The organism is Pengzhenrongella sp., assembly GCF_036565025.1.
Lineage (GTDB): Bacteria > Actinomycetota > Actinomycetes > Actinomycetales > Cellulomonadaceae > Pengzhenrongella.
Map to the genome: position 1 here is coordinate 1 of NZ_DATCNW010000133.1, position 18414 is coordinate 18414.

16 protein-coding genes and 1 tRNA gene are annotated in these 18414 nt (G+C 69.4%); 16 read left to right on the forward strand and 1 reads right to left on the reverse strand.

Annotated features, from left to right (window positions below; all coding sequences use genetic code 11):
* Positions 1 to 153: 153 nt before the first annotated feature.
* The 4 genes from VIM26_RS07460 (at position 154) to VIM26_RS07475 (ending at position 3240) form a co-directional block, all read left to right on the forward strand.
* Positions 154 to 1110: a sugar ABC transporter permease gene (locus tag VIM26_RS07460; protein ID WP_331949755.1), complete on the forward strand. Its 957-nt coding sequence runs from the start codon at positions 154 to 156 to the stop codon at positions 1108 to 1110.
* Positions 1107 to 2003 (forward strand): carbohydrate ABC transporter permease, encoded by an 897-nt coding sequence (locus tag VIM26_RS07465; RefSeq protein WP_331949729.1) that lies wholly within the window; start codon positions 1107 to 1109, stop codon positions 2001 to 2003. Before VIM26_RS07460 ends, VIM26_RS07465 begins: the two co-directional genes overlap by 4 nt.
* Positions 2004 to 2246, forward strand: a complete 243-nt coding sequence (locus VIM26_RS07470; RefSeq protein WP_331949731.1) for a hypothetical protein — start codon at positions 2004 to 2006, stop codon at positions 2244 to 2246.
* Positions 2247 to 2352: 106 nt separating this feature from the next.
* Positions 2353 to 3240 carry an EamA family transporter gene (locus tag VIM26_RS07475; RefSeq protein WP_331949733.1) on the forward strand — a complete coding sequence of 296 codons (888 nt, stop codon included), beginning with the start codon at positions 2353 to 2355 and terminating at the stop codon, positions 3238 to 3240.
* Between the two features lie 345 nt (positions 3241 to 3585).
* On the opposite strand, the gene VIM26_RS07480 is transcribed toward VIM26_RS07475, so the two are convergent.
* Complete coding sequence (locus tag VIM26_RS07480) at positions 3586 to 4563, reverse strand: NAD(P)H-quinone oxidoreductase (RefSeq protein ID WP_331949735.1); 978 nt, start codon at positions 4561 to 4563, stop codon at positions 3586 to 3588.
* A gap of 205 nt (positions 4564 to 4768) precedes the next feature.
* On the opposite strand from VIM26_RS07480, the gene VIM26_RS07485 reads away from it, so the two are divergent.
* The 12 genes from VIM26_RS07485 to VIM26_RS07540 all read left to right on the forward strand — a co-directional run bounded on the left by VIM26_RS07485 (position 4769) and on the right by VIM26_RS07540 (position 18277).
* Positions 4769 to 9649 carry a nitrate- and nitrite sensing domain-containing protein gene (locus VIM26_RS07485; protein WP_331949737.1) on the forward strand — a complete coding sequence of 1627 codons (4881 nt, stop codon included), beginning with the start codon at positions 4769 to 4771 and terminating at the stop codon, positions 9647 to 9649.
* Between the two features lie 50 nt (positions 9650 to 9699).
* Positions 9700 to 10149: a roadblock/LC7 domain-containing protein gene (locus tag VIM26_RS07490; RefSeq protein ID WP_331949739.1), complete on the forward strand. Its 450-nt coding sequence runs from the start codon at positions 9700 to 9702 to the stop codon at positions 10147 to 10149.
* 6 nt (positions 10150 to 10155) lie between these two features.
* Entirely contained in the window at positions 10156 to 10524 is a 369-nt protein-coding gene (locus VIM26_RS07495) for a DUF742 domain-containing protein (RefSeq protein ID WP_331949740.1), read from the forward strand.
* Positions 10505 to 11116, forward strand: coding sequence for a GTP-binding protein (locus VIM26_RS07500; protein ID WP_331949742.1), 612 nt, complete (start codon positions 10505 to 10507; stop codon positions 11114 to 11116). Before VIM26_RS07495 ends, VIM26_RS07500 begins: the two co-directional genes overlap by 20 nt.
* Positions 11117 to 11180: 64 nt before the next feature.
* Positions 11181 to 11272, forward strand: a tRNA-Ser gene (locus VIM26_RS07505).
* A 4-nt stretch (positions 11273 to 11276) separates the two neighbouring features.
* The gene (locus tag VIM26_RS07510) at positions 11277 to 11594 is read left to right on the forward strand and encodes a hypothetical protein (protein ID WP_331949744.1); all 318 of its coding nucleotides are present in this window, start codon (positions 11277 to 11279) and stop codon (positions 11592 to 11594) included.
* Between the two features lie 68 nt (positions 11595 to 11662).
* The gene (locus VIM26_RS07515) at positions 11663 to 11986 is read left to right on the forward strand and encodes a helix-turn-helix domain-containing protein (RefSeq protein WP_331949746.1); all 324 of its coding nucleotides are present in this window, start codon (positions 11663 to 11665) and stop codon (positions 11984 to 11986) included.
* An 86-nt stretch (positions 11987 to 12072) separates the two neighbouring features.
* On the forward strand, positions 12073 to 13257 hold the full coding sequence (locus tag VIM26_RS07520; protein ID WP_331949748.1) for a HipA domain-containing protein: 1185 nt from the start codon (positions 12073 to 12075) through the stop codon (positions 13255 to 13257).
* Between the two features lie 597 nt (positions 13258 to 13854).
* Positions 13855 to 14493, forward strand: a complete 639-nt coding sequence (locus tag VIM26_RS07525) for a nucleotidyltransferase domain-containing protein (RefSeq protein ID WP_331949757.1) — start codon at positions 13855 to 13857, stop codon at positions 14491 to 14493.
* A 785-nt stretch (positions 14494 to 15278) separates the two neighbouring features.
* Positions 15279 to 16394: an alanine dehydrogenase gene (ald, locus tag VIM26_RS07530; RefSeq protein ID WP_331949750.1), complete on the forward strand. Its 1116-nt coding sequence runs from the start codon at positions 15279 to 15281 to the stop codon at positions 16392 to 16394.
* Between the two features lie 74 nt (positions 16395 to 16468).
* Complete coding sequence (locus VIM26_RS07535; protein ID WP_331949752.1) at positions 16469 to 17962, forward strand: amino acid permease; 1494 nt, start codon at positions 16469 to 16471, stop codon at positions 17960 to 17962.
* 171 nt (positions 17963 to 18133) lie between these two features.
* Positions 18134 to 18277: a hypothetical protein gene (locus tag VIM26_RS07540; RefSeq protein WP_331949753.1), complete on the forward strand. Its 144-nt coding sequence runs from the start codon at positions 18134 to 18136 to the stop codon at positions 18275 to 18277.
* Positions 18278 to 18414 lie beyond the last annotated feature (137 nt).

The window sequence follows — 18414 nt, forward strand, 5'->3', positions numbered from 1 at the left end:
AGCCCACCCACCGCACGCCCAGGCACAGAGTCGGCCGGGGCAATGACGCCCTCGCGGACAAGACAAGGAGGGGCCATGACAGCACAAGCACCGTCTAGTGCGGGGTCCACGACAGGGCAACCCAAGTCGAGCAAGTACCTCAAAGACGTCGGCATGGACCGCAGGGCGACCACGCAGGGCCGCCTCGCCTCGCTGCTGATCGCGCCCGCGCTCATCATCCTGGCCATCGTCATCGGCTATCCGGTCGTCAACGCGATCTTCATGGCCTTCCAGCACGACTCCGGTCTCGACCCTGCGACCGGCCTGTTCGTCGCGGGCGGATCGGCCGGCTTCGCGAACTTCACGCACTGGTTGGCGCAGGAGTGCGTCGCCACGGGCGGGGGCAAGGTCCCCTGCGCGCCGGGAAACCTTGGCGCGCAGTTCTGGAGCGCGTTCGGGACGACATTTTTCTTCGCCATCGTGACCGTCATCCTGGAAACTCTGTTCGGGTTCTGGATGGCGCTGATCATGGCCCGGACCTTCCGGGGTCGCAGCCTCCTGCGGGCCGCTGTCCTGGTCCCCTGGGCCATCCCGACGGCGGTCACCGCGAAGCTTTGGTTCTTCATCTTCTCTTTCCAGGGAATCGCCAACAAGCTCTTCGGTCTCTCGATCCTCTGGACCGGTAGCGAGGTGCCTGCCCGTACCGCGATCATCGTGGCGGACGTCTGGAAGACGACGCCGTTCATGGCGCTGCTCATCCTGGCGGGCTTGCAGATCATTCCGGAAGAGGTCTACGAGGCGGCCCGGGTGGACGGTGCCAGCGCGTGGCAGCGGTTCACCCAGATCACACTTCCGCTGGTGAAGCCCGCCCTCATGGTGGCCATCCTGTTCCGGTCCCTGGATGCGCTCCGCATGTTCGACCTGCCGTGGATCATGACTCAGGGCTCGAACGGCACGACCACGCTGTCGATCCTCGTCGTGCAACAGATCAGGCAAGGTTTCCACAGTGCCGCCGCGCTCTCGACGATCACGTTCGTCGTGATCTTCCTGGTGGCGTTCATCTTCGTGCGGTTCCTCGGCGCCAATGCCGTTGACTCGGCTACCGCCGCAACTGGGGGGAGGAAGAAATGAGTACCGCAACTGCCACCCGGCACACGAACACCGACATCGGCAAGCCCAAGACCGTCGCGAGAAATCGCGCACGGTGGACCTCGGCCCGGACGTACATCAGCGTCGTCATCATTCTGATCTGGTGCTTGGCTCCGAGCTACTGGATGATCGTCACGGCGTTCCGCGACGTCGGTTACACGTTCGACTCCACTCCTTACCCGACGCACATCACGCTGGACAACTTCGTCACCGCGTTCTCCACCGATCGGGGCAACCACTTCGGGCGGGCCCTGGGCAACTCGATGATCGTCGGTACCTGCACCACGGTGATCGCGCTGCTGTTCGGTGTCTTCGCGTCCTACGCGCTGGCCCGGCTCAAGTTCAGCGGCAAGTACCTCGTGCTGGGTTTCATCCTGGGTGCCTCGATGTTCCCGGGCGTGGCCCTGGTGACCCCGTTGTTCCAGCTCTTCACGGACATCAACTGGATCGGTACCTACCAGGCGCTGATCATCCCGAGCATCTCGTTCGCGCTGCCGTTGACCGTCTACACGCTGACCTCCTTCTTCCGCGAGATGCCGTGGGAGCTCGAAGAGGCGGCTCGCATCGACGGGTGCACGCAAGGCCAGGCCTTCCGCAAGGTGATCATGCCGTTGGCCGCGCCCGCGGTCTTCACCACGGCGATCCTCGCGTTCATCTCCTCCTGGAACGAATTCCTGATCGCCAGCCAGCTCTCGAACGACCACACCCAGACGGTCACGGTGGCGATCGCCTCGTTCGCCGGCGCTCAGCCGCACCAGGAGCCGTACACCGCGGTCATGGCGGCGGCGACGATCGTCACGATCCCGCTGGTGATCATGGTGCTCGTGTTCCAGCGCAAGATTGTCGCCGGGCTCACTTCCGGGGCGGTCAAGTAAGTGGACCCGCAGGCCGCGAAGAAGAACGTCAAGAAGCAGCGATCGGCTGAGGACTTCGACCTCCTCATCGGCTTCTTCGGGTTCTGGGCGGTGGTCGTCCTGGTGATGACGGTCAGTCTGGAGGTCACCGGGCGTCCGGCGCTGCTGTCGGCGCTCGGCCTGCTGGCGCTGGCGCTGGTTATCTGGGGGCTGGTGAAGCTCCGGCGGACGCTGCCGCACAGAACCACCCGGCGCCTGCCCTGACCGTCGTCACCGACGCGGTCGGTCCGCGCGCCGCTCACGAGCGGCGCGCGGACCCCCCAGATCGACCACGGCCATGAACGGGCGCGCCGCGCACTAGCGTGTGGGGGTGCCTTCCCGACCCGGTTCGATCCTCGACCGGGCGCCGGCCCCGGTGCTCTTCGTCGTCTCCGGGCTGACCCAGTACCTGGGCGCCGCGATCGCGGTCGGCCTCTTCGCCGTCATCGCCCCGGCCACGATCGCGTGGCTGCGGATCATCGTCGCCGCCGCCGTCCTGCTCACCTGGCGCCGGCCGTGGCGCGCGGCCTGGACGCGCGGCACCCTGCTGACGGCGGTCGCCTTCGGTGTCGTGCTCGCCGCGATGAATGTCACGTTCTACATCGCGATCGACCACCTCCCGCTCGGGACGGCGGTCGCGATCGAGTTCCTGGGCCCGGTCGTGGTCGCGGCGATCACCGGCCGGGGCCGGCGGGAGCGGGCGGGCGTCGTGCTCGCGGCGCTCGGCGTGGTGCTGCTCGCCTCGGCCACGCTGCGGCGGGGCGGCGGGCCCGACGTCGTGCTCGGCCTGGTGGCGATCGGCGCGGCGGCCGCCTGCTGGGCCGGGTACATCCTGCTGGGGCGGCGCGTCGCCGTGCGGGGTTCGGGCGTGACGTCGTTGGCGGTGGCGATGACCGCCGGGGCGCTCGTGTTCGCGCCGTTCCTCGCCGCCGGGGCGGCGCCGGTCCTGACGGACTGGCGGCTCGCCCTCGCCGTGCTCGGGGTCGCCGTGCTGTCGTCGGTCATCCCGTACGCGATCGAGCAGGTCGTGCTGCGCCGCGTCAGCGCGGCGACGTTCGCGGTGCTCCTCGCGCTGCTGCCGGCGACGGCAGCGGTCATGGGCGCGGTGGTCCTGCACCAGTTCCCGACCCTCGCGGAAGGCATCGGCCTGCTCGCAGTCTCGGGCGCGATCGCGCTCGCCTCGGCCCGGAGTTCCCCACAATCCCCGACCACCCCCTGACCAGCAGAGCCTTCCGCCGAGAAGTCAAGATCCGCCCATTCGCCCGGCTTCGGACGGGCGGATATTGACTTCTCGCCGGGGTCGCCGGGGTCGCCGGGCCGGTGGTTTGTTGAGGCAGCTCAGCGCGGGCTGGATGTACCGGTGGGTGTAGGGCTGGGTGTATCGAACGTCCACCCAGGGTGCATTCTCGATACACCCAGCCCTACACCCAGCCCGCCCGACGTCGTCCGCCAGTCACCAGCCCGCCCGCCAGCCCACCTGGCCGATGGCGTCCGATCGCCGATCGCCGCCCGACCGACCTCCGTCCGCCAAACTCGCGGGGGTTGGGGGTTGGGGTCGGGTCGGTTACGTCGTGAGGAGGAGCTTGCCGAAGACTTCGCCCTTGTCGAGGAGCTCGTGGGCCTTGCCGGCCTGGTTCAGGGGGAGCCGGGCGTGCACGATCGGGCGTAGCCGGCCGTCGTCCAGCATGGGCCAGACGTGGGTGCGGACCGCAGTGACGATGGCCGCCTTCTCCTCGGCGGGCCGGGACCGCAGCATCGTCCCGATGATCGAGGCGCGTCGCGTCAGGAGCACGCCGAGGTCCAGCTCGGCGCGCCGCCCGCGCTGCATCCCGATCACCACGAGCCGGCCGCCGAGGGCGAGCGCCGCGAGGTTGGCGCTCAGCGCGCCGGCCCCGAGGACGTCGAGCACGACGTCGACGCCCCGGCCGTCGGTCGCGTCGAGCACGGCGGCGGTGACGTCCTGCGTCCGGTGGTCGATGACGAGCTCGGCACCGAGCTCGGCGCAGCGGGCGGCCCGCTCGGGCCCGCCGGCGGTCGTCGCCACGCGGGCGCCGAGCGCGACGGCGAGCTGGATCGCGATCGAACCGACCCCGCCCGACCCGCCCTGGATGAGCACCCACTCACCCGCGCGCAGCCGGCCGACGTCGACCAGGTTCGACCAGGCGGTGCACACCGCCTCGGGCAGCGCGGCGGCGTCGACCAGGTCCAGGCCGGGCGGCGCGGGCAGCAGCGCGCCCGCCGGCGCCGTCACCCGTTCGGCGTAACCACCCCCGCTGAGCAGGGCACATACCCGCATCCCGACGGTCCAGCCGGCGACCCCCGGACCGACGGCGCCGACCGTCCCGGAGACCTCGAGGCCGGGCCAGGGCGGTGCGCCCGGCGGCGGCGGGTAGCTGCCCTGGCGCTGCAGGAGGTCGGCGCGGTTCACTCCCGCGGCGACGACGTCGATCAGCACCTCCCCGGGCCCCGGTACGGGATCGGGGAGCTCGCTCTCGACGAGCACGTCGGGGCCGCCGGGCGTTGAGATCGTCATGGCTCGCACGCCGAGGAGCGTAGACCAGCACCGAGCCGGACCCGCCAAGGCCCGCTGCGCCGAGAACGGGCGCCCCCGTTGCTCTCATCACCTCCGGTCGAGAGCCGATGAGACTCAGGCGGGAACCCCCACCGCGCGGTCGGGGTAGCCGTTGGCGCTCTGCGCCGGGCTGGTGGTCGGCGCATCGCGCCCGACGTGACGGAGAGGGGACGCAATGCTGCACAGGCTGGGCATCCGGGGAAAGGTACTTGCCGCTCTCGCTGTACCCGTGCTCGTCCTGTTCGGCGCCGCCTCGATCATCTCGTGGCAGGCGATCAGCGCGGCCAACGTCGCCGGCGCCGTCGATGCGCTCATCGGCACGACCGACGACGTCGGAGCCTTCACCCAGGCGTTGCAGACCGAACGGCGGGAGTCCCTCGCGCTCGCCCAGGACCCGGCCGCTGGAACCGCGGCTCTCGAGGCGGCGCGAGCGGCGACGGATCTGCGCGCGGCCCGCCTGGAGTCCGCCATGAGCTCGATCGACGTCAGACCGCTCGGACCCGGCGTGCTGCAGTCCGTCTCGCAGACCCGGCTGGCCCGCCAGAGCCTGCCCGCCCTGCGCAAGCAGGTCGACGGGGCGCTGCTGCCGGGAAAGGTCATCGACAGCCAGTACAGCTCGATCATCGGGTTCCACGTGGAACAGGGCGCGGTGCTCGCGGACGCCCTGCAAGATCGCGAGCTGGCGAGCCGCCTGAATGCGTACTGCCTGGTGAATCGGTCCGGAGAGGGGCTGGCTCGTGAGCTTCCCGAGGCGTTGCGGCTGATCGCCGACGGCCGGGGCGACCCGGCGGCCGTGCTCGAGCTCGCACCCAGGATCACCTTCGACACCGACGCGTACACCCAGGCCCGGACGGCACTCGCACAGGTGCGGCTGAGCGGCATCCGGCTCGGGTCGCTCGCCGACGCGTACGTCGGCCAACGCCTGGTGCTCTCCTCGGGCAGCGCGAGTGCCGTCACCGCGATCGACCCGACGTCGTACCAGGAGAACTCGCTCGGCGCGCTCCGCGAGATCACGACGGTGCGCGACAAGCTCGGCGCCCGGAACGTCGCGATGGCCGCGGGGAACGAGCAGCGCGCCGTCCAGCGGGCGACCGCGACGATCATCGCGACCCTCGTCGCCGTGCTGCTCTCCGTCCTCATCGCGCTGCTCGTGGTGCGCGAGATCGTGGTGCCGCTGCGCCGCCTCACCAAGGCGGTGGGGGACGTGCGCGAGCAGCTTCCGCTGCTCGTCGAGCAGGTCCTGGTGCCCGGCGAGGGCCCGCAGTTCTCCCTCACCCAGATCCCGGTGACCTCGACCGACGAGCTCGGAGCCCTCGCGGGCGCGTTCAACGCCGTCAACGCCACCACGATCCAGGTCGCCCAGCAGCAGGCCGCGCTGCGCGGCTCGATCGCGGAGATGTTCGTCAACGTCGCCCGGCGCGACCAGATCCTGCTCAACCGGCAGATCTCCTTCATCGACGAGCTCGAGCGGACCGAGGAGGACCCGGGCATCCTGTCGAGCCTGTTCCGCCTCGATCATCTGGCGACCCGGATGCGCCGGAACGCGGAGTCGTTGCTCGTGCTCGCCGGGATCGAGTCCGGGCGCCGGATGCGCGAGTCGATGCCGCTGTCCGACGTGGTTCGCACGGCAGCGTCCGAGATCGAGCAGTACGACCGGATCCAGCTCGACGTGGGAGCCGATCCGCTGATGTTCGGGTTCAGCTCGCTCGCCGCCGCGCACCTGCTCGCGGAACTGCTCGAGAACGCGACCGTCTTCTCGGAGCCCGGCACCCCGGTCGAGGTGGTCACGTCCACCGATGGCGGGTACCTGCAGGTCGTCGTGCGGGACCACGGCCTCGGGATGTCCGACGCCGAGCTCGCCGTCGCCCAGGGGAAGATCCACTCGAGCGCCGCCGGGGACGTGTTCGGGGCCCAGCGGCTCGGGTTCTACGTCGTGGGCCGCCTGGCGGCCCGTCTGGACACGCAGGTCACGCTCGCGCAGAGCCCGGACGGGCTCGGCACCCTCGCCATCGTCCGCTTCCCGGTCAGCATGTTCGAGGCGCCCGCGGCGGAGCCCGTCGACCTCGACGCGCTGACCGACGGCGAGACGTCCGGCGGCCTCCCGCGTCGACGCGCGCACGACGGCGATTTCGCGTCCGGGACTCTGGGCGCGGACGGACGCGCGATTGTGCTGCCGAAGCTCATCGAGATGCCGCTCTCCGCCGAGCTGTCGGTGCCCGTCGACCGTTGGGTGCCGCCCACGTCCGCGGATGACGGCGGATCGCTGCTCCCGAGCCGCAGGCGGTCCGTGGTCCAGCGGGAGGAGCCGTTCGACGACCCCTATGCGGACTTCGTCGCGACCCCGACCCCTTTGGCCGAGAGCCCTGCTGAGGGGATTGCGGCGGACCGGAGCGCGGCGCAGGAGAGCGCGGCGGACGAGAGTCCGATCGCCCCGACCTCGGTCGTCGCGGGGCCCAGCGTCGAGAGCTCTGTCGTCGGGATCCCTGCCGAGAGCCCGGCCGCGGAGAGCCCTGCCGAGAGCCCCGCTGCGCAGAACCCTGCCGCCGAGAACCCTGCCGCCGAGAACCCTGCCGCCGAGAACTCTGCCGCCGAGAACTCTGCCGCCGAGAGCCCGGTCGCGGAGAACCCCGTCGCTGAGAACCCCGTCGCGGAGAACCCTGCCGCCGAGAACCCTGCCGCCGAGAACCCTGCCGCCGACAGCCCCGCGGATGCGCCTGCTCCGCCGAAGCCGCTCCGCAAGGGGCTGTTCGCCGGATTCCGCGGCCGGGCCCCGGACGCGCCGACGTCGCCCGACCTGCCGGGCGATTCCCGCGTCGGAGGCGTTCCCGTCCCGATCGTGCCGGACGGGTTCGCGCAGGCCGCCCTCGCTCACCTGTTCACCGTCCCCGAGCTTGCGCCCGATGGCGAACAATGGGTGCCGGTGTTCGCGTTCGAGGACGCCGCTCACGGCTCACCTGAGCACGAGATGCATCCCGAGCCCGCGCAGACGTTCGAGACGGCGGTCGCGGCTTTCGACGCCCACGCCGTGCCGGAGCCCGCCGACGCCGACGCCCACGCCGTGCCGGAGCCCGCGGACGTCGACGCCCACGCCGAGCCGCAGCCCGCTGCGTACAGGTACGACTCCTTCGACGCCGGGCCCGCCGATTTCGGCGACTACGCCGTGCCCGAACTTGCCGCCGACGACTCCCACGCCGTGCCGGAGCCCGTTGTGTACGAGCTCTCGCCGGATGTGCCCGCGGTCGAGGTCGAGCCCGCGGTCGAGCCCACCTCTGCCCACCCGCTGGACGAGACGCACGCTCCTGGTTGGCGCGGTGCCGCGAGGCAGGGGGCCGAGCACTGGGCCACCGACTGGTCCGCGCAGGACGTCGAACCCGATTCGCCGGCGGTGACCTGGGAGTCGACGTCGGCGGCGGCCTCGTGGCAGCAGGCGGAGTTCGTCGAGCCGGCCCACGATGCTGATCGCGTTCAGGCCGAGGTGCCGGGGTCGGTGGCGGAATCCGCCCAGCCCGAGGCGTCTTCGGACGACGTCGTCTCGGAACGGCCCGCGGCGGAATCCGCCCCGCCCGAGGCTGCTTCACTGCACGTCGTACCGGAGTACGTGCGGCGTGGACTCTTCCGGCGCCGTCGGCACGCGGCGCCGGTCACGGAACCTGAGGATGCACAGGCCGCTGAGCCGGTGCCCGGAGGGCCGGAGATCGTCAAGCCCGAGGCAGCGCCCGAGCCGTCCGCCGAGGTCGCCGAAATCGCGGAGACCGCGGAGACCTTCGAGCCGGTGTCCCTCGCGCGGCTCTTCGAGCTCGCGAGGGCCGCCGAGCTTGCGGACCCGAGCCCGGTCGCGGAGGCTCTGCCCGCCCGCGACGAGGCGCTCGATCCTCGCCCGGTCGCGGAGACCGCCGAACCGGCACCGGTTGCCGAGGTCCTCGAACCGGTCGCCGAGGTCGATGCCGCCCCAGTCGCCGCCCCGGTCGCCGGCCCCTCTGCTGCCCCGCGCGCCTGGTTCCGGCAGAAGCCGAAGGACCTCGCCGGTGCGGCACCGCTCCCCGCGAACGAGCCCGTTCCGTCGCCGGTTGCCGAGATCATCGCGCCGGCCGTCGCCGAGGAGCCGGCGCCGATTCCCGTCGCGCTCGCCCCCACCCCTGCCGAGCCTGCCCACATCCCCCCGACACCCCCCGCCCCGATCCCGGTGGCGTGGGCCCCGACCTCCGCCGCCGCTCCGGCAGCGCCCGCCCCGGAGAGCCCGCTCCCGGTGGCCGCGGCCGAAGCCCCGGTTCGGCACGGCTTGTTCGGCAGGGGACGGCGCCATGCCCCTGGACCCCTCACCCCGCCGCCGACGTCGGGCGACACGCCGGTGTCGGCAGTCCCGCCGAGCAAGACCTCGGGCGCAGACCGTCACCGCGGCACGCGTGCGGCCGCGCCGGCGAGCGCGGCTCCGCAACCTGCCGTGCCCGCGGTGCCCCGCTGGACCCCGCAGCGCGACATCCTCGAGCAGCAGCCGAACTACCGGACCACCCCGTTCAAGCCGGAGCACTCGCCGGCGGACGAGCAGGCCCCGCACCCGCACGTCGAGGCAGTGCCCGCCTCGGTGGCCCACCACGACGCCGTCGACCGGTCCGGCCATCGGGACCGTGCGGGCCTGGCTCAGGTGCCGACGCCGGCGCCCGAGCCGGCCCCCCACCGAGCGCCGTCGCTCGGGGCCCTGGACGACGGTGCCGCCAGGATGCTCGCGCTCCGCTCGGACATCCAGGAGCAGGCGCTCGCCGAGCTCGGCCAGCTCGTGGCCTACCGGCCGAGCGCGGTCGCCGCGACGCCCGACCGGAAAGAGAGCCTGCAGCGTCGCGTCCCGGTGGCCATCCCCGGCGCGATCGCGTCGCCCGACTCCGCCGTCCCCACCGAGCGGGACGCGGATCAGCTGCGCGCCCGGCTGTCGAAGTTCCAGGCGGGGACCAACCGCGGCCGATTCGCCGCCGAGGTCGCCGCCAAGACTCCCCCCGCGGCCGACGGCGAGCCGTCGTCGGGCAGCGGGGTCCATGACCAGACCCCGGCGCAAGCACTGTGAGCGCCGCGACCAGCCCCACCGCCAGTTCCGCACCGACACAAGGAGGAAGAGTGACAGAGCTCAGCACCGAGGCAGCCAACTTCGGCTGGCTCCTGGACAACTTCGTCCGGACCGTACCGGGGAGCCGCCACACCATGGTGGTCTCCGCGGACGGTCTGCTCATGGCCATGTCCGAACAGCTCGATCGCACGAGCGGCGACCAGCTCGCCGCGATCGTGTCCGGCATGTCCAGCCTGACCCGCGGGGCCGCGCGTCAGCTGCAGGCCGGCGAGGTCCGGCAGGCCATCGTCGAGATGGACGACCTGTTCCTGTTCCTCATGAGCGTGTCCAACGGCTCGGTCCTCTCCGTCGTCGCGGACACGAGCTGCGACGTCGGTCTGATCGGCTACGAGATGGCGATGCTCATCTCGCGGACCGAGGCGACCCTGACGCCGCAGCTCATCACCGAGATGCGCGGCCTGCTCCCGATCGACGGGCAAACTCGTGCCCCCGTCGGCTGAGGACAGATGATCGCCGTGGAGCGCGAGACCCGATCGGTCCGGCCGTATGCCGTCACCGGTGGCCGCGTGCATTCCGCGACGCTCGGCATGCCGCTCGAAGCGCTCGTCGAGGTCCTGGCCAGGGACACGGCCGTGCTCGGTCTGCCGACTGAGAAGCGGGCAATCCTGGAGCACGCGCCCCAGACGTACGTCACCGTCGCCGAGCTGTCGGCGCTGCTGCACCTACCCATCGGGGTCGTCCGTGTCATCGTGGCCGACCTTGCGGACGCGAACTACGTGTGCGTCCACCTCTCGACCCCGGTGGACGTCCGGACCGGATCGTCCTCTGCCCTGTCCCTGCTGGAGAGTGTTCTCAATGGCATTTCGGCCCTCTGACACCGCGCTGGTGCGTCCCAATCCCGTGAGCGCGAAAGTCGCTCCTACGGTCGTCAAGATCGTCGTCGCGGGTGGTTTCGCGGTCGGCAAGACGACTTTCATCGGTTCCATCTCAGACATCGAGCCGCTCAACACCGAGGCGGCCATGACGGAGCACTCGGTCGGCGTCGACGACGCCGGCGGGCGCACCGCGCGCAAGACGACGACCACGGTCGCCATGGACTTCGGCCGCATCGTGCTGCCGGGTGCGCTGTGGCTGTACCTGTTCGGCACGCCCGGTCAGGACCGCTTCCTGTTCATGTGGGACGACCTGGTGCGCGGCGCGATCGGCGCCGTCGTGCTCGTGGACACCGACCGACTCGATCAGTGCTTCCCCGCGATCGACTACTTCGAGAGCCGCGGCATCCCGTTCGTCGTCGGCGTCAACTGCTTCGACGGAATCGCCAGGCACCAGCTCGACGACGTCCGTGAGGCGCTGCAGATCCCGGCCCACGTGCCGGTGTTCTACATCGACGCGCGGTCCCGCGCGGCGACCAAGCAGGCGCTGATCCAGCTCGTCCAGGTTGCGATGGCGCAGCTCTCCGGACGCTGACATCCCGCCTCACAGGCGAGGCGGGCCCGACGGCGCTCACGGTGCGGCACAATGCCTGCGTACGGGAGGGCTGTCTGAGCGGCCGAAAGAGACGGTCTTGAAAACCGTTGGAGCGGGACAACCCCGTTCTCGTGGGTTCGAATCCCACGCCCTCCGCTGGGTGGGGTGTCCGTACCGGCGCGATGGCGGCTGGTACATCGACACGGACACGAAGAGCCATCAGCGGAGAACGGTTCCGATCAGCAAGGGCCTGGCTGCTGAGCTCGCCGAGCTCAGGCATACCCGGACGCCGCTTCCTGATCCTGACGCGAAGCGGCGCCGGCTGGCGCGCCGCGCATCCCGGTACGCCGTGGTCAACGCCGACCTCGTGTTCACGGCGCAGAGGGGTGGGTACATCTCGAAGTCGCTCGATAACACGCTGATCCACCGGGCGTTCGACGGCGCGGAGATCGAGGCCCCCGGCCGAAACGTCCACTAATGGCATCTGAAGGTTCCGGTAACCGGTTGTAGTGATACTCTTGTCTCTCATTAGCGGAGGTGTCCTCGATGTCCAAGCTGCGATCGGTCCGCACTGAGCGGGACTTGCGCGCCTTCGGTGCGAACGTCGCGCGCATGCGCAAGATTCAGGGCGTCACAGCCGAACTCCTCTCCGAGCGTGCTGGCGTTACCCGCGCCACCCTCCGGTCGGTTGAGCGGGGAGAGGGCACCGCCCGCCTGGACAACGTGATGGCCGTGCTGCGCGTCCTCGGACAGTCGGACGCGGTCGTCCAGGCGACCGACCCCATGACCACAGACCTCGGCCGGCTCCACGCCGATGAGAGCCTGCCGCAGCGTGTGCGGGTCCGGCGCCCGCACCAAGAGATCCAGTGAGCCGCACAGTCGGCACTTTCTGCGACCTGGCGGACGGGCGGACGGTCCCCGTTGGCACCGTGTCCTTCAATAGCAACGAAGGCGGGGTGCTGGTCTCCACGACCTTCCGGTACGCCGACTCCTGGCTCTCGGCGCCTGCGGCCTACGACTTGTCCCCGGAACTACCCCGAGGTCTGGGCGTGAGGATCGCCTCCGGGCAGCGGGTCATCCCAGGCGCGATCGCTGACACCGGGCCAGACCGCTGGGGTCAGAACCTGCTGTTCGCCGCCGAACGCAGGGACGCCCGACGCGAGAGCCGACGGATCAGGTCGTTGAACGCGGGCGACTTCATCCTCATGGCGCGAGACGAGACAAGGCACGGTGCACTTCGGTTCTCCGACGACGGCGGCGAGTCGTTTCTCAGCGCCGGTCGGGGAGACGTGCCCACCCTGGTCGATCTGGATGACCTCGTCGCCGCAGGCCGACGCCAGTCGCGCGACCGCAGCACGGATTCCGACCTCGAGTTGCTCACCCGTGCCGGAACCTCCATGGGAGGTGCCCGCCCGAAGGTCACAGTGCGTACGGAGAGCGGGCGCCTCGCGCTCGCCAAACTGCCCAGCACCGAGGACACCTGGGACGTGCAGGCATGGGAGGCCACCGCGCTCGAGCTTGCGCGGCGCGCAGGCGTATCCGTACCCAAGTTCGCCGTGTACCGCCTTGACGCGGACTCCTCAGTGCTCGTTGTCGACCGTTTCGACCGCCGAGACGACGGACGCAGGGTTGGGTACATGTCGGCGCACTCCATGGTCGAGAAGGTCGACGGCACTGCGGTTTCCTACGTCGAGCTTGCGGACATCCTCGGAGACCACAGCGGCGAGCCGGCCGCGGATCGAACGGAGCTGTTTCGCAGGATCGTGCTGAGCCTGTTGATCAACAACGTGGACGACCACATGAAGAATCACGGATTCCTTCGAGCGGAGAGTGGTTGGCGCTTGTCGCCCGCGTTTGACATCAACCCGTTCCCCTCTGGGCGGCCGGTGGACTCCACAGCGATCAGCCTGGACGGATCCGGCGCCACCAGAGACGTTGACGAACTGATCGGACAGGCGGGGTTCTTTGGCCTTACCGACGACGAAGCGGGTGAGATCGTCGTCGCGGTCGAGGTTGCCACCCGCGACTGGGCCGAAATCGCCGCATCGTTCGGCGTCGAGGAACCCGAAGACGGGGCGGTTGCCACCGCCTTCGACACCCCGGCGCGCGACCAGGCGCGTGTACTGGCGTCAGGTCAGTGACGGCGACGTGACGGGGTCTCGCCCTCTGCGGAAGTCCGGTCAGGAGTTACGGCGCGAAGTGCGACCGCAGACGGCGTGTCTGCGTTCGTCGACGCTGAGCGCCGTGAGCGCATGCTTGACGCCAGCCCTCCCGGGGATGGTATCGACTGACGGCAACTAACACGCTACTAACATGATCCAGTTGTCGAAGGGTCCACAAGCCTGTGACCTGCACACTTATTCTCTAGGTCTAGGGTCTTGAAAACCGTTGGAGCGGGACAACCCGTTCTCGTGGGTTCGAATCCCACGCCCTCCGCTCGGTGTCTTCCACGCGATCGCCAGAGGAAGCGCTGTGGGACCCACGACCGGACCGGCGATTGCGAGAAACTGCGTCCGCAACGAGCGGGCGAACCCGATGAGGCTCGAAGTCCCTGATCGCAAGCGGCGCGACCGTCACGAGGCCGCCGCACCGATCGGCGTGAGCAGGTAGATCCCCGCAGGCACCTCCCCTGACGTTGGCACCGGAGTGCGCCGAGCATGCCTGCAAAGATAGAGGGAGATCTACAACTCGATCTGTAGATATGCAACGATAGTTGGAGGTACGCTGCGATCGTGGACATGAGCAACCCGATCAGTACTGTGATCCCCTCTGTCGAGGGTCGCGTCTTGCAGGTCCTCGCACGCACTGACATGCCGCTCAGCGGCTCACGCATCGCGGCTTTGATTCCGAATGTGAGCGTCGAAGGCGTGCGGCGTGCGCTTCACAGGCTCCTCGCGTCGGGATTCGTGATCGCGGAACCGGTGCCTCCGGCGATCCTGTACAGCGCCAACGGAGACCACCTTCTCTGGCCGGCTGTCGCGCTACTCATGTCCGATGCCGACCAGATCGTGCTCCTCTTGCAGAGGCGCATCATCAAGTTCATCGACATGCTGATCCGCGACAAGCAGGATCGCGAGCGACTCACCATCGCGCTGTACGGGTCGGTTGCTCGCGGTGACAGCCGGCCCGACTCGGATATCGACGTCGTGCTCATCGCACCAGACGACATGAGAGAGGAGGCCGTCGATGGTCTTGTGTCGACTCTCATAGACGGCGTTGAGGCAGCAACCGGCAATGAGTGCAATGTCTATGCGGCGACGCGCTCGCAACTTGACCAACTCATCGAAGAAGGCGACCCAATGATTGCGTCGTGGTTGTCGGACGCGGTGACGTTCCAAGGTCCGGACCTTCGCCGCTACATCAAGGCGTCCTCGTGAGGCAAGTCGCAACGATGACCGCAGCGGACGTGCGCCAGCGTGCAGCGACGGCCCGTGAACACCTTCAGGTGTCTTTCGAGCGACTTGAGATGTGCCTCCACGACCCGGGGCCATCGTCTGAGGCTCAGGTTGCGGCATCGAATGCGGTGAGTGCGGCGATCGCCGCGGCCGATGCTCTGTGCGGGCATGCTCTGGGTCAACGCGCCGCCGGAGCCGACCATCGTGAGGCTGCCGCGATGCTCAAGCGGGTATCGGGCTCTGGACCGGCCCTCGCGTCGAAGCTCACCCGGTTGCTCAGCGACAAGACACTTCTTCAGTACGGGGGATTCTGCACACGGCCGCAGGCAGAACGTGCGGTCACGGATGCTGCGGCTCTCGTCGGGGAGCTGACACGCCTCTCGCTTTGATCGACAACCGACAAGCATCGGCGTTGCACCGCCCGCCGCCAGCCGGCACCGCGTGCTGCCGAGATCTCCACATCGCCGTCAGTGCCCGCTCGTCGCTCGCAGCTGGGAACGCCTCTGGACGCGCCCGCCTGTCTCATGATTTGAGATTCGCGGCGCGTGTATTTGGAAGTCGCTGGCCGAACATTTGCCGGCGTCGGCGGCAGCGAGTCGGGTTGCCCCGAATATTCGAGAGCCAGGTTGGCTGTCAGGCGAATATCTGCGATCCGAAACCCGGAACGGCAGGCGCACAATTCGACGCTGTGACCCAGCCCACGCCAGAGTAGGCGGCCAGCCACCGTCGACGACGCCGGTGACGAGCCTCCAATCTGGGAGTCACCCATGCGCATCGGAATCCCGACAGAGATCAAGAACCACGAGTACCGGGTGGCGATCACCCCGGCAGGCGTCCATCAGCTGGTGGCGGCGGGCCATGACGTGCTCGTGCAGTCCGGGGCGGGGACCGGGTCGGCGATCACGGATACCGCCTTCGCGGATGCCGGTGCCACGATCCTCGCCAGTGCAGCGGAGGTGTGGGCCAGCGCGGACCTGGTCTGCAAGGTGAAGGAACCGATCGCGTCGGAATACCAGTACCTGCGCGAGGACCTGATCCTGTTCACCTACCTGCACCTCGCGGCCGACCGCCCGGGCACCGACGCGCTGCTCGACGCCGGCACGACGTCGATCGCGTACGAAACGGTCATCCTCCCGGACGGGTCGCTCCCGTTGCTGGCGCCGATGAGCGAGGTCGCCGGGCGGCTCTCGGTGCAGGTGGGCGCGTACCACCTCATGAAGAGCGGGGGCGGCTCCGGAGTGCTGCTCGGTGGGGTCCCCGGAGTGCCGCCGGGCAAGGTCGTCGTCATCGGTGGCGGCGTGGCCGGTCGTCACGCGGCCGAGATCGCGCTCGGGATGCACGCCGAGGTGACGATCCTGGATGTGTCGCTGCCCAAGCTGCGCGAGCTCGACGTCGCGTTCGGTGGCCGGGTGCGGACCCTTGCGTCCAGCGCGTACACCCTCGAGCAGGAGGTCGTCGGCGCCGACCTCGTCATCGGCGCGGTGCTGCTGCCCGGTGCGCGCGCACCGCGGCTGGTGACCGACAGCCTGGTCAGCCGGATGCGCCCGGGGTCGGTGCTCGTGGACATCGCAGTCGACCAGGGTGGGTGCTTCGAGTCCACCCGGGCGACCACGCACGCCGACCCGACGTTCGCGGTGCACAGCTCGGTCTTCTACTGCGTGGCGAACATGCCCGGCGCCGTCCCGGTCACCTCGACCCGCGCGCTGACCAACGCGACCCTCCCGTTCCTGACTGCCCTGGCGTCCAAGGGATGGCAGGACGCCCTCGCCGCCGACCCGGCGCTCGCCGCAGGCCTCACCACCCACGACGGCGCGCTGTACAACGAGGCCGTCGCCGAGGCGCACGGCCTCCCGGCCAAGGACGCGGCCTCGCTCCTCGGCTGAGCTCTGATCCGCGGGTCGTGCTGACCGGCGGATCCCAACACGTCGCCAAGCTTCGCTATGCAGAAGGAAGTTCTATGTCCGCACGTCAAACAGGGGATTCCGCGGCGAGCGCCGCCGAAACCACCATCGCCAGACCCTCGAGGCACGACGGCGAGCCGCGGCTGGCCCGCGCGATGGGCAACCGTCACATCCAGCTGCTCGCCATCGGCGGCGCCATCGGCACCGGCCTGTTCATGGGCTCGGGCAAGATCATCTCGCTGGCCGGGCCCTCCGTGATCATCGTGTACATGACGATCGGGTTCATGCTCTTCTTCGTCATGCGGGCGATGGGCGAGATCCTGCTCTCCGACCTCCGGTACAAGTCCTTCAGCGATTTCGCCGGGGACCTGCTCGGCCCGTGGGCCGGGTTCTTCACCGGGTGGTCCTACTGGTTCTTCTGGGTCGTGACCGGCGTCGCCGACATCGTGGCGATCTCCGGCTACCTCACGGTCCTCGCGCCGGGCACGCCACTGTGGATCCCGGCCCTGGTCACGCCCCTGGTCCTGCTGTTGCTCAACCTGCCCACGGTCAAGGCGTTCGGCGAGGCCGAGTTCTGGTTCGCCATCGTGAAGGTCGTCGCCATCGTGGCGATGATCATCACCGGGGGCGTCATGATCGCCAACCACTTCACCTCGCCCGACGGCGCCGTGGCGAGCCTGAGCAACCTCTGGAACGACGGCGGGATGTTCCCGCACGGGATGTTCGGTTTCATCCTCGGCTTCCAGATCGCCATCTTCTCCTTCGCCGGAATCGAACTCGTGGGTACCGCGGCGGCGGAGACCAAGGATCCCGAGAAGACCCTCCCGCGGGCCATCAACTCCATTCCGGTGCGGATCATCCTGTTCTACGTGGGCGCTCTGGTCGTCATCATCGCGGTCAACCCGTGGCGCACGATCGACCCCGGAAGCAGCCCGTTCATCGGGATGTTCACCCTCGCGGGGCTGGGCATCGCCGCCGTCGTCATCAACCTCGTGGTGATCACCTCTGCCGCCTCGAGCGCCAACTCCGGGATCTACTCGACCTCCCGGATGATGTACGGGCTGGCGCAGGACGGCAACGCGCCGAAGGCGTTCGGCCGGCTGAGCATCCGCAAGGTCCCGCAGAACGCGCTGCTGTTCTCGTGCACGTTCCTGCTGGCCGGAATCGTGCTGCTGTACTCCGGGGACTCCGTCATCGTCGCCTTCACGGTCGTGACCTCGGTGGCCTCGGTGCTGACCATGTTCACCTGGTCCATGATCCTGATCAGCTACATCGTGTTCCGCCGACGCCGCCCGCACCTGCACGCCGCGTCGTCGTTCAAGATGCCCGGCTCGCGGTTCATGCCCTACGTCGTGCTGGCGTTCTTCGTGTTCGTCCTGGTGGCACTGGCGCAGGCCGCCGACACGCGCCTCGGACTGTTCGTGGCGCCGGTCTGGTTCCTCGCGGTGGGCGCGGCCTGGTACGTCAACCGCAAGACCCCGCTGCAGCAGGCCCGGATCGCCGAGTGGACGGACATGGCGATCGCCGAGAAGGCCGCGCTGAGTCGGTAGCGACCGAGCGGTGGCGGGTGTCCCGTGCGGACCGCGGATGCACCCGCCGCCGACGGCGTTCCCGGGGCGCACGTCTCCGTTCGCCGATCTGCTTGTCAGTCCTAGAAGTCGCCTGCACGTTCCACGCGAGGACGCTTTCTTCAGCGTTGCCCTCGACTACGGTGGCCAGCCGTGAGTCTCTTTCGGCGTCGGCCGTCCCCTGAGCAGGTCCGTGCACGCCAGGACGACGGCATCGCGTCGTTCTGGGCCTGGTGGCTCGCAGAAGGGCGCGCACTGGCTGTCACCGCCTTCGACGGCGACGACGCACGAGTCTGACAGCGGACACGAGAAACTTCCCGGAGGCGGCCAAATAGTTGCCCGGTGGCGGACATGAAAGTTGCCCGCTGGCGGTCATGAGATCTGCCCGACACGACGTTCGTTGCCTCGCCGCTTGCGGCGGTTGAGGCCCCTCC

Bases quoted from the DNA above. Each gene is read 5' to 3' on its own strand.
- VIM26_RS07500 (WP_331949742.1), top strand. From the start codon at position 10,505: ATGGCATTTCGGCCCTCTGACACCGCGCTGGTGCGTCCCAATCCCGTG.
- VIM26_RS07460 (WP_331949755.1), top strand. From the start codon at position 154: ATGGACCGCAGGGCGACCACGCAGGGCCGCCTCGCCTCGCTGCTGATC.
- VIM26_RS07515 (WP_331949746.1), top strand. From the start codon at position 11,663: ATGTCCAAGCTGCGATCGGTCCGCACTGAGCGGGACTTGCGCGCCTTC.
- ald (WP_331949750.1), top strand. From the start codon at position 15,279: ATGCGCATCGGAATCCCGACAGAGATCAAGAACCACGAGTACCGGGTG.
- VIM26_RS07485 (WP_331949737.1), top strand. From the start codon at position 4,769: ATGCTGCACAGGCTGGGCATCCGGGGAAAGGTACTTGCCGCTCTCGCT.
- VIM26_RS07495 (WP_331949740.1), top strand. From the start codon at position 10,156: ATGATCGCCGTGGAGCGCGAGACCCGATCGGTCCGGCCGTATGCCGTC.
- VIM26_RS07535 (WP_331949752.1), top strand. From the start codon at position 16,469: ATGTCCGCACGTCAAACAGGGGATTCCGCGGCGAGCGCCGCCGAAACC.
- VIM26_RS07465 (WP_331949729.1), top strand. From the start codon at position 1,107: ATGAGTACCGCAACTGCCACCCGGCACACGAACACCGACATCGGCAAG.
- VIM26_RS07525 (WP_331949757.1), top strand. From the start codon at position 13,855: ATGAGCAACCCGATCAGTACTGTGATCCCCTCTGTCGAGGGTCGCGTC.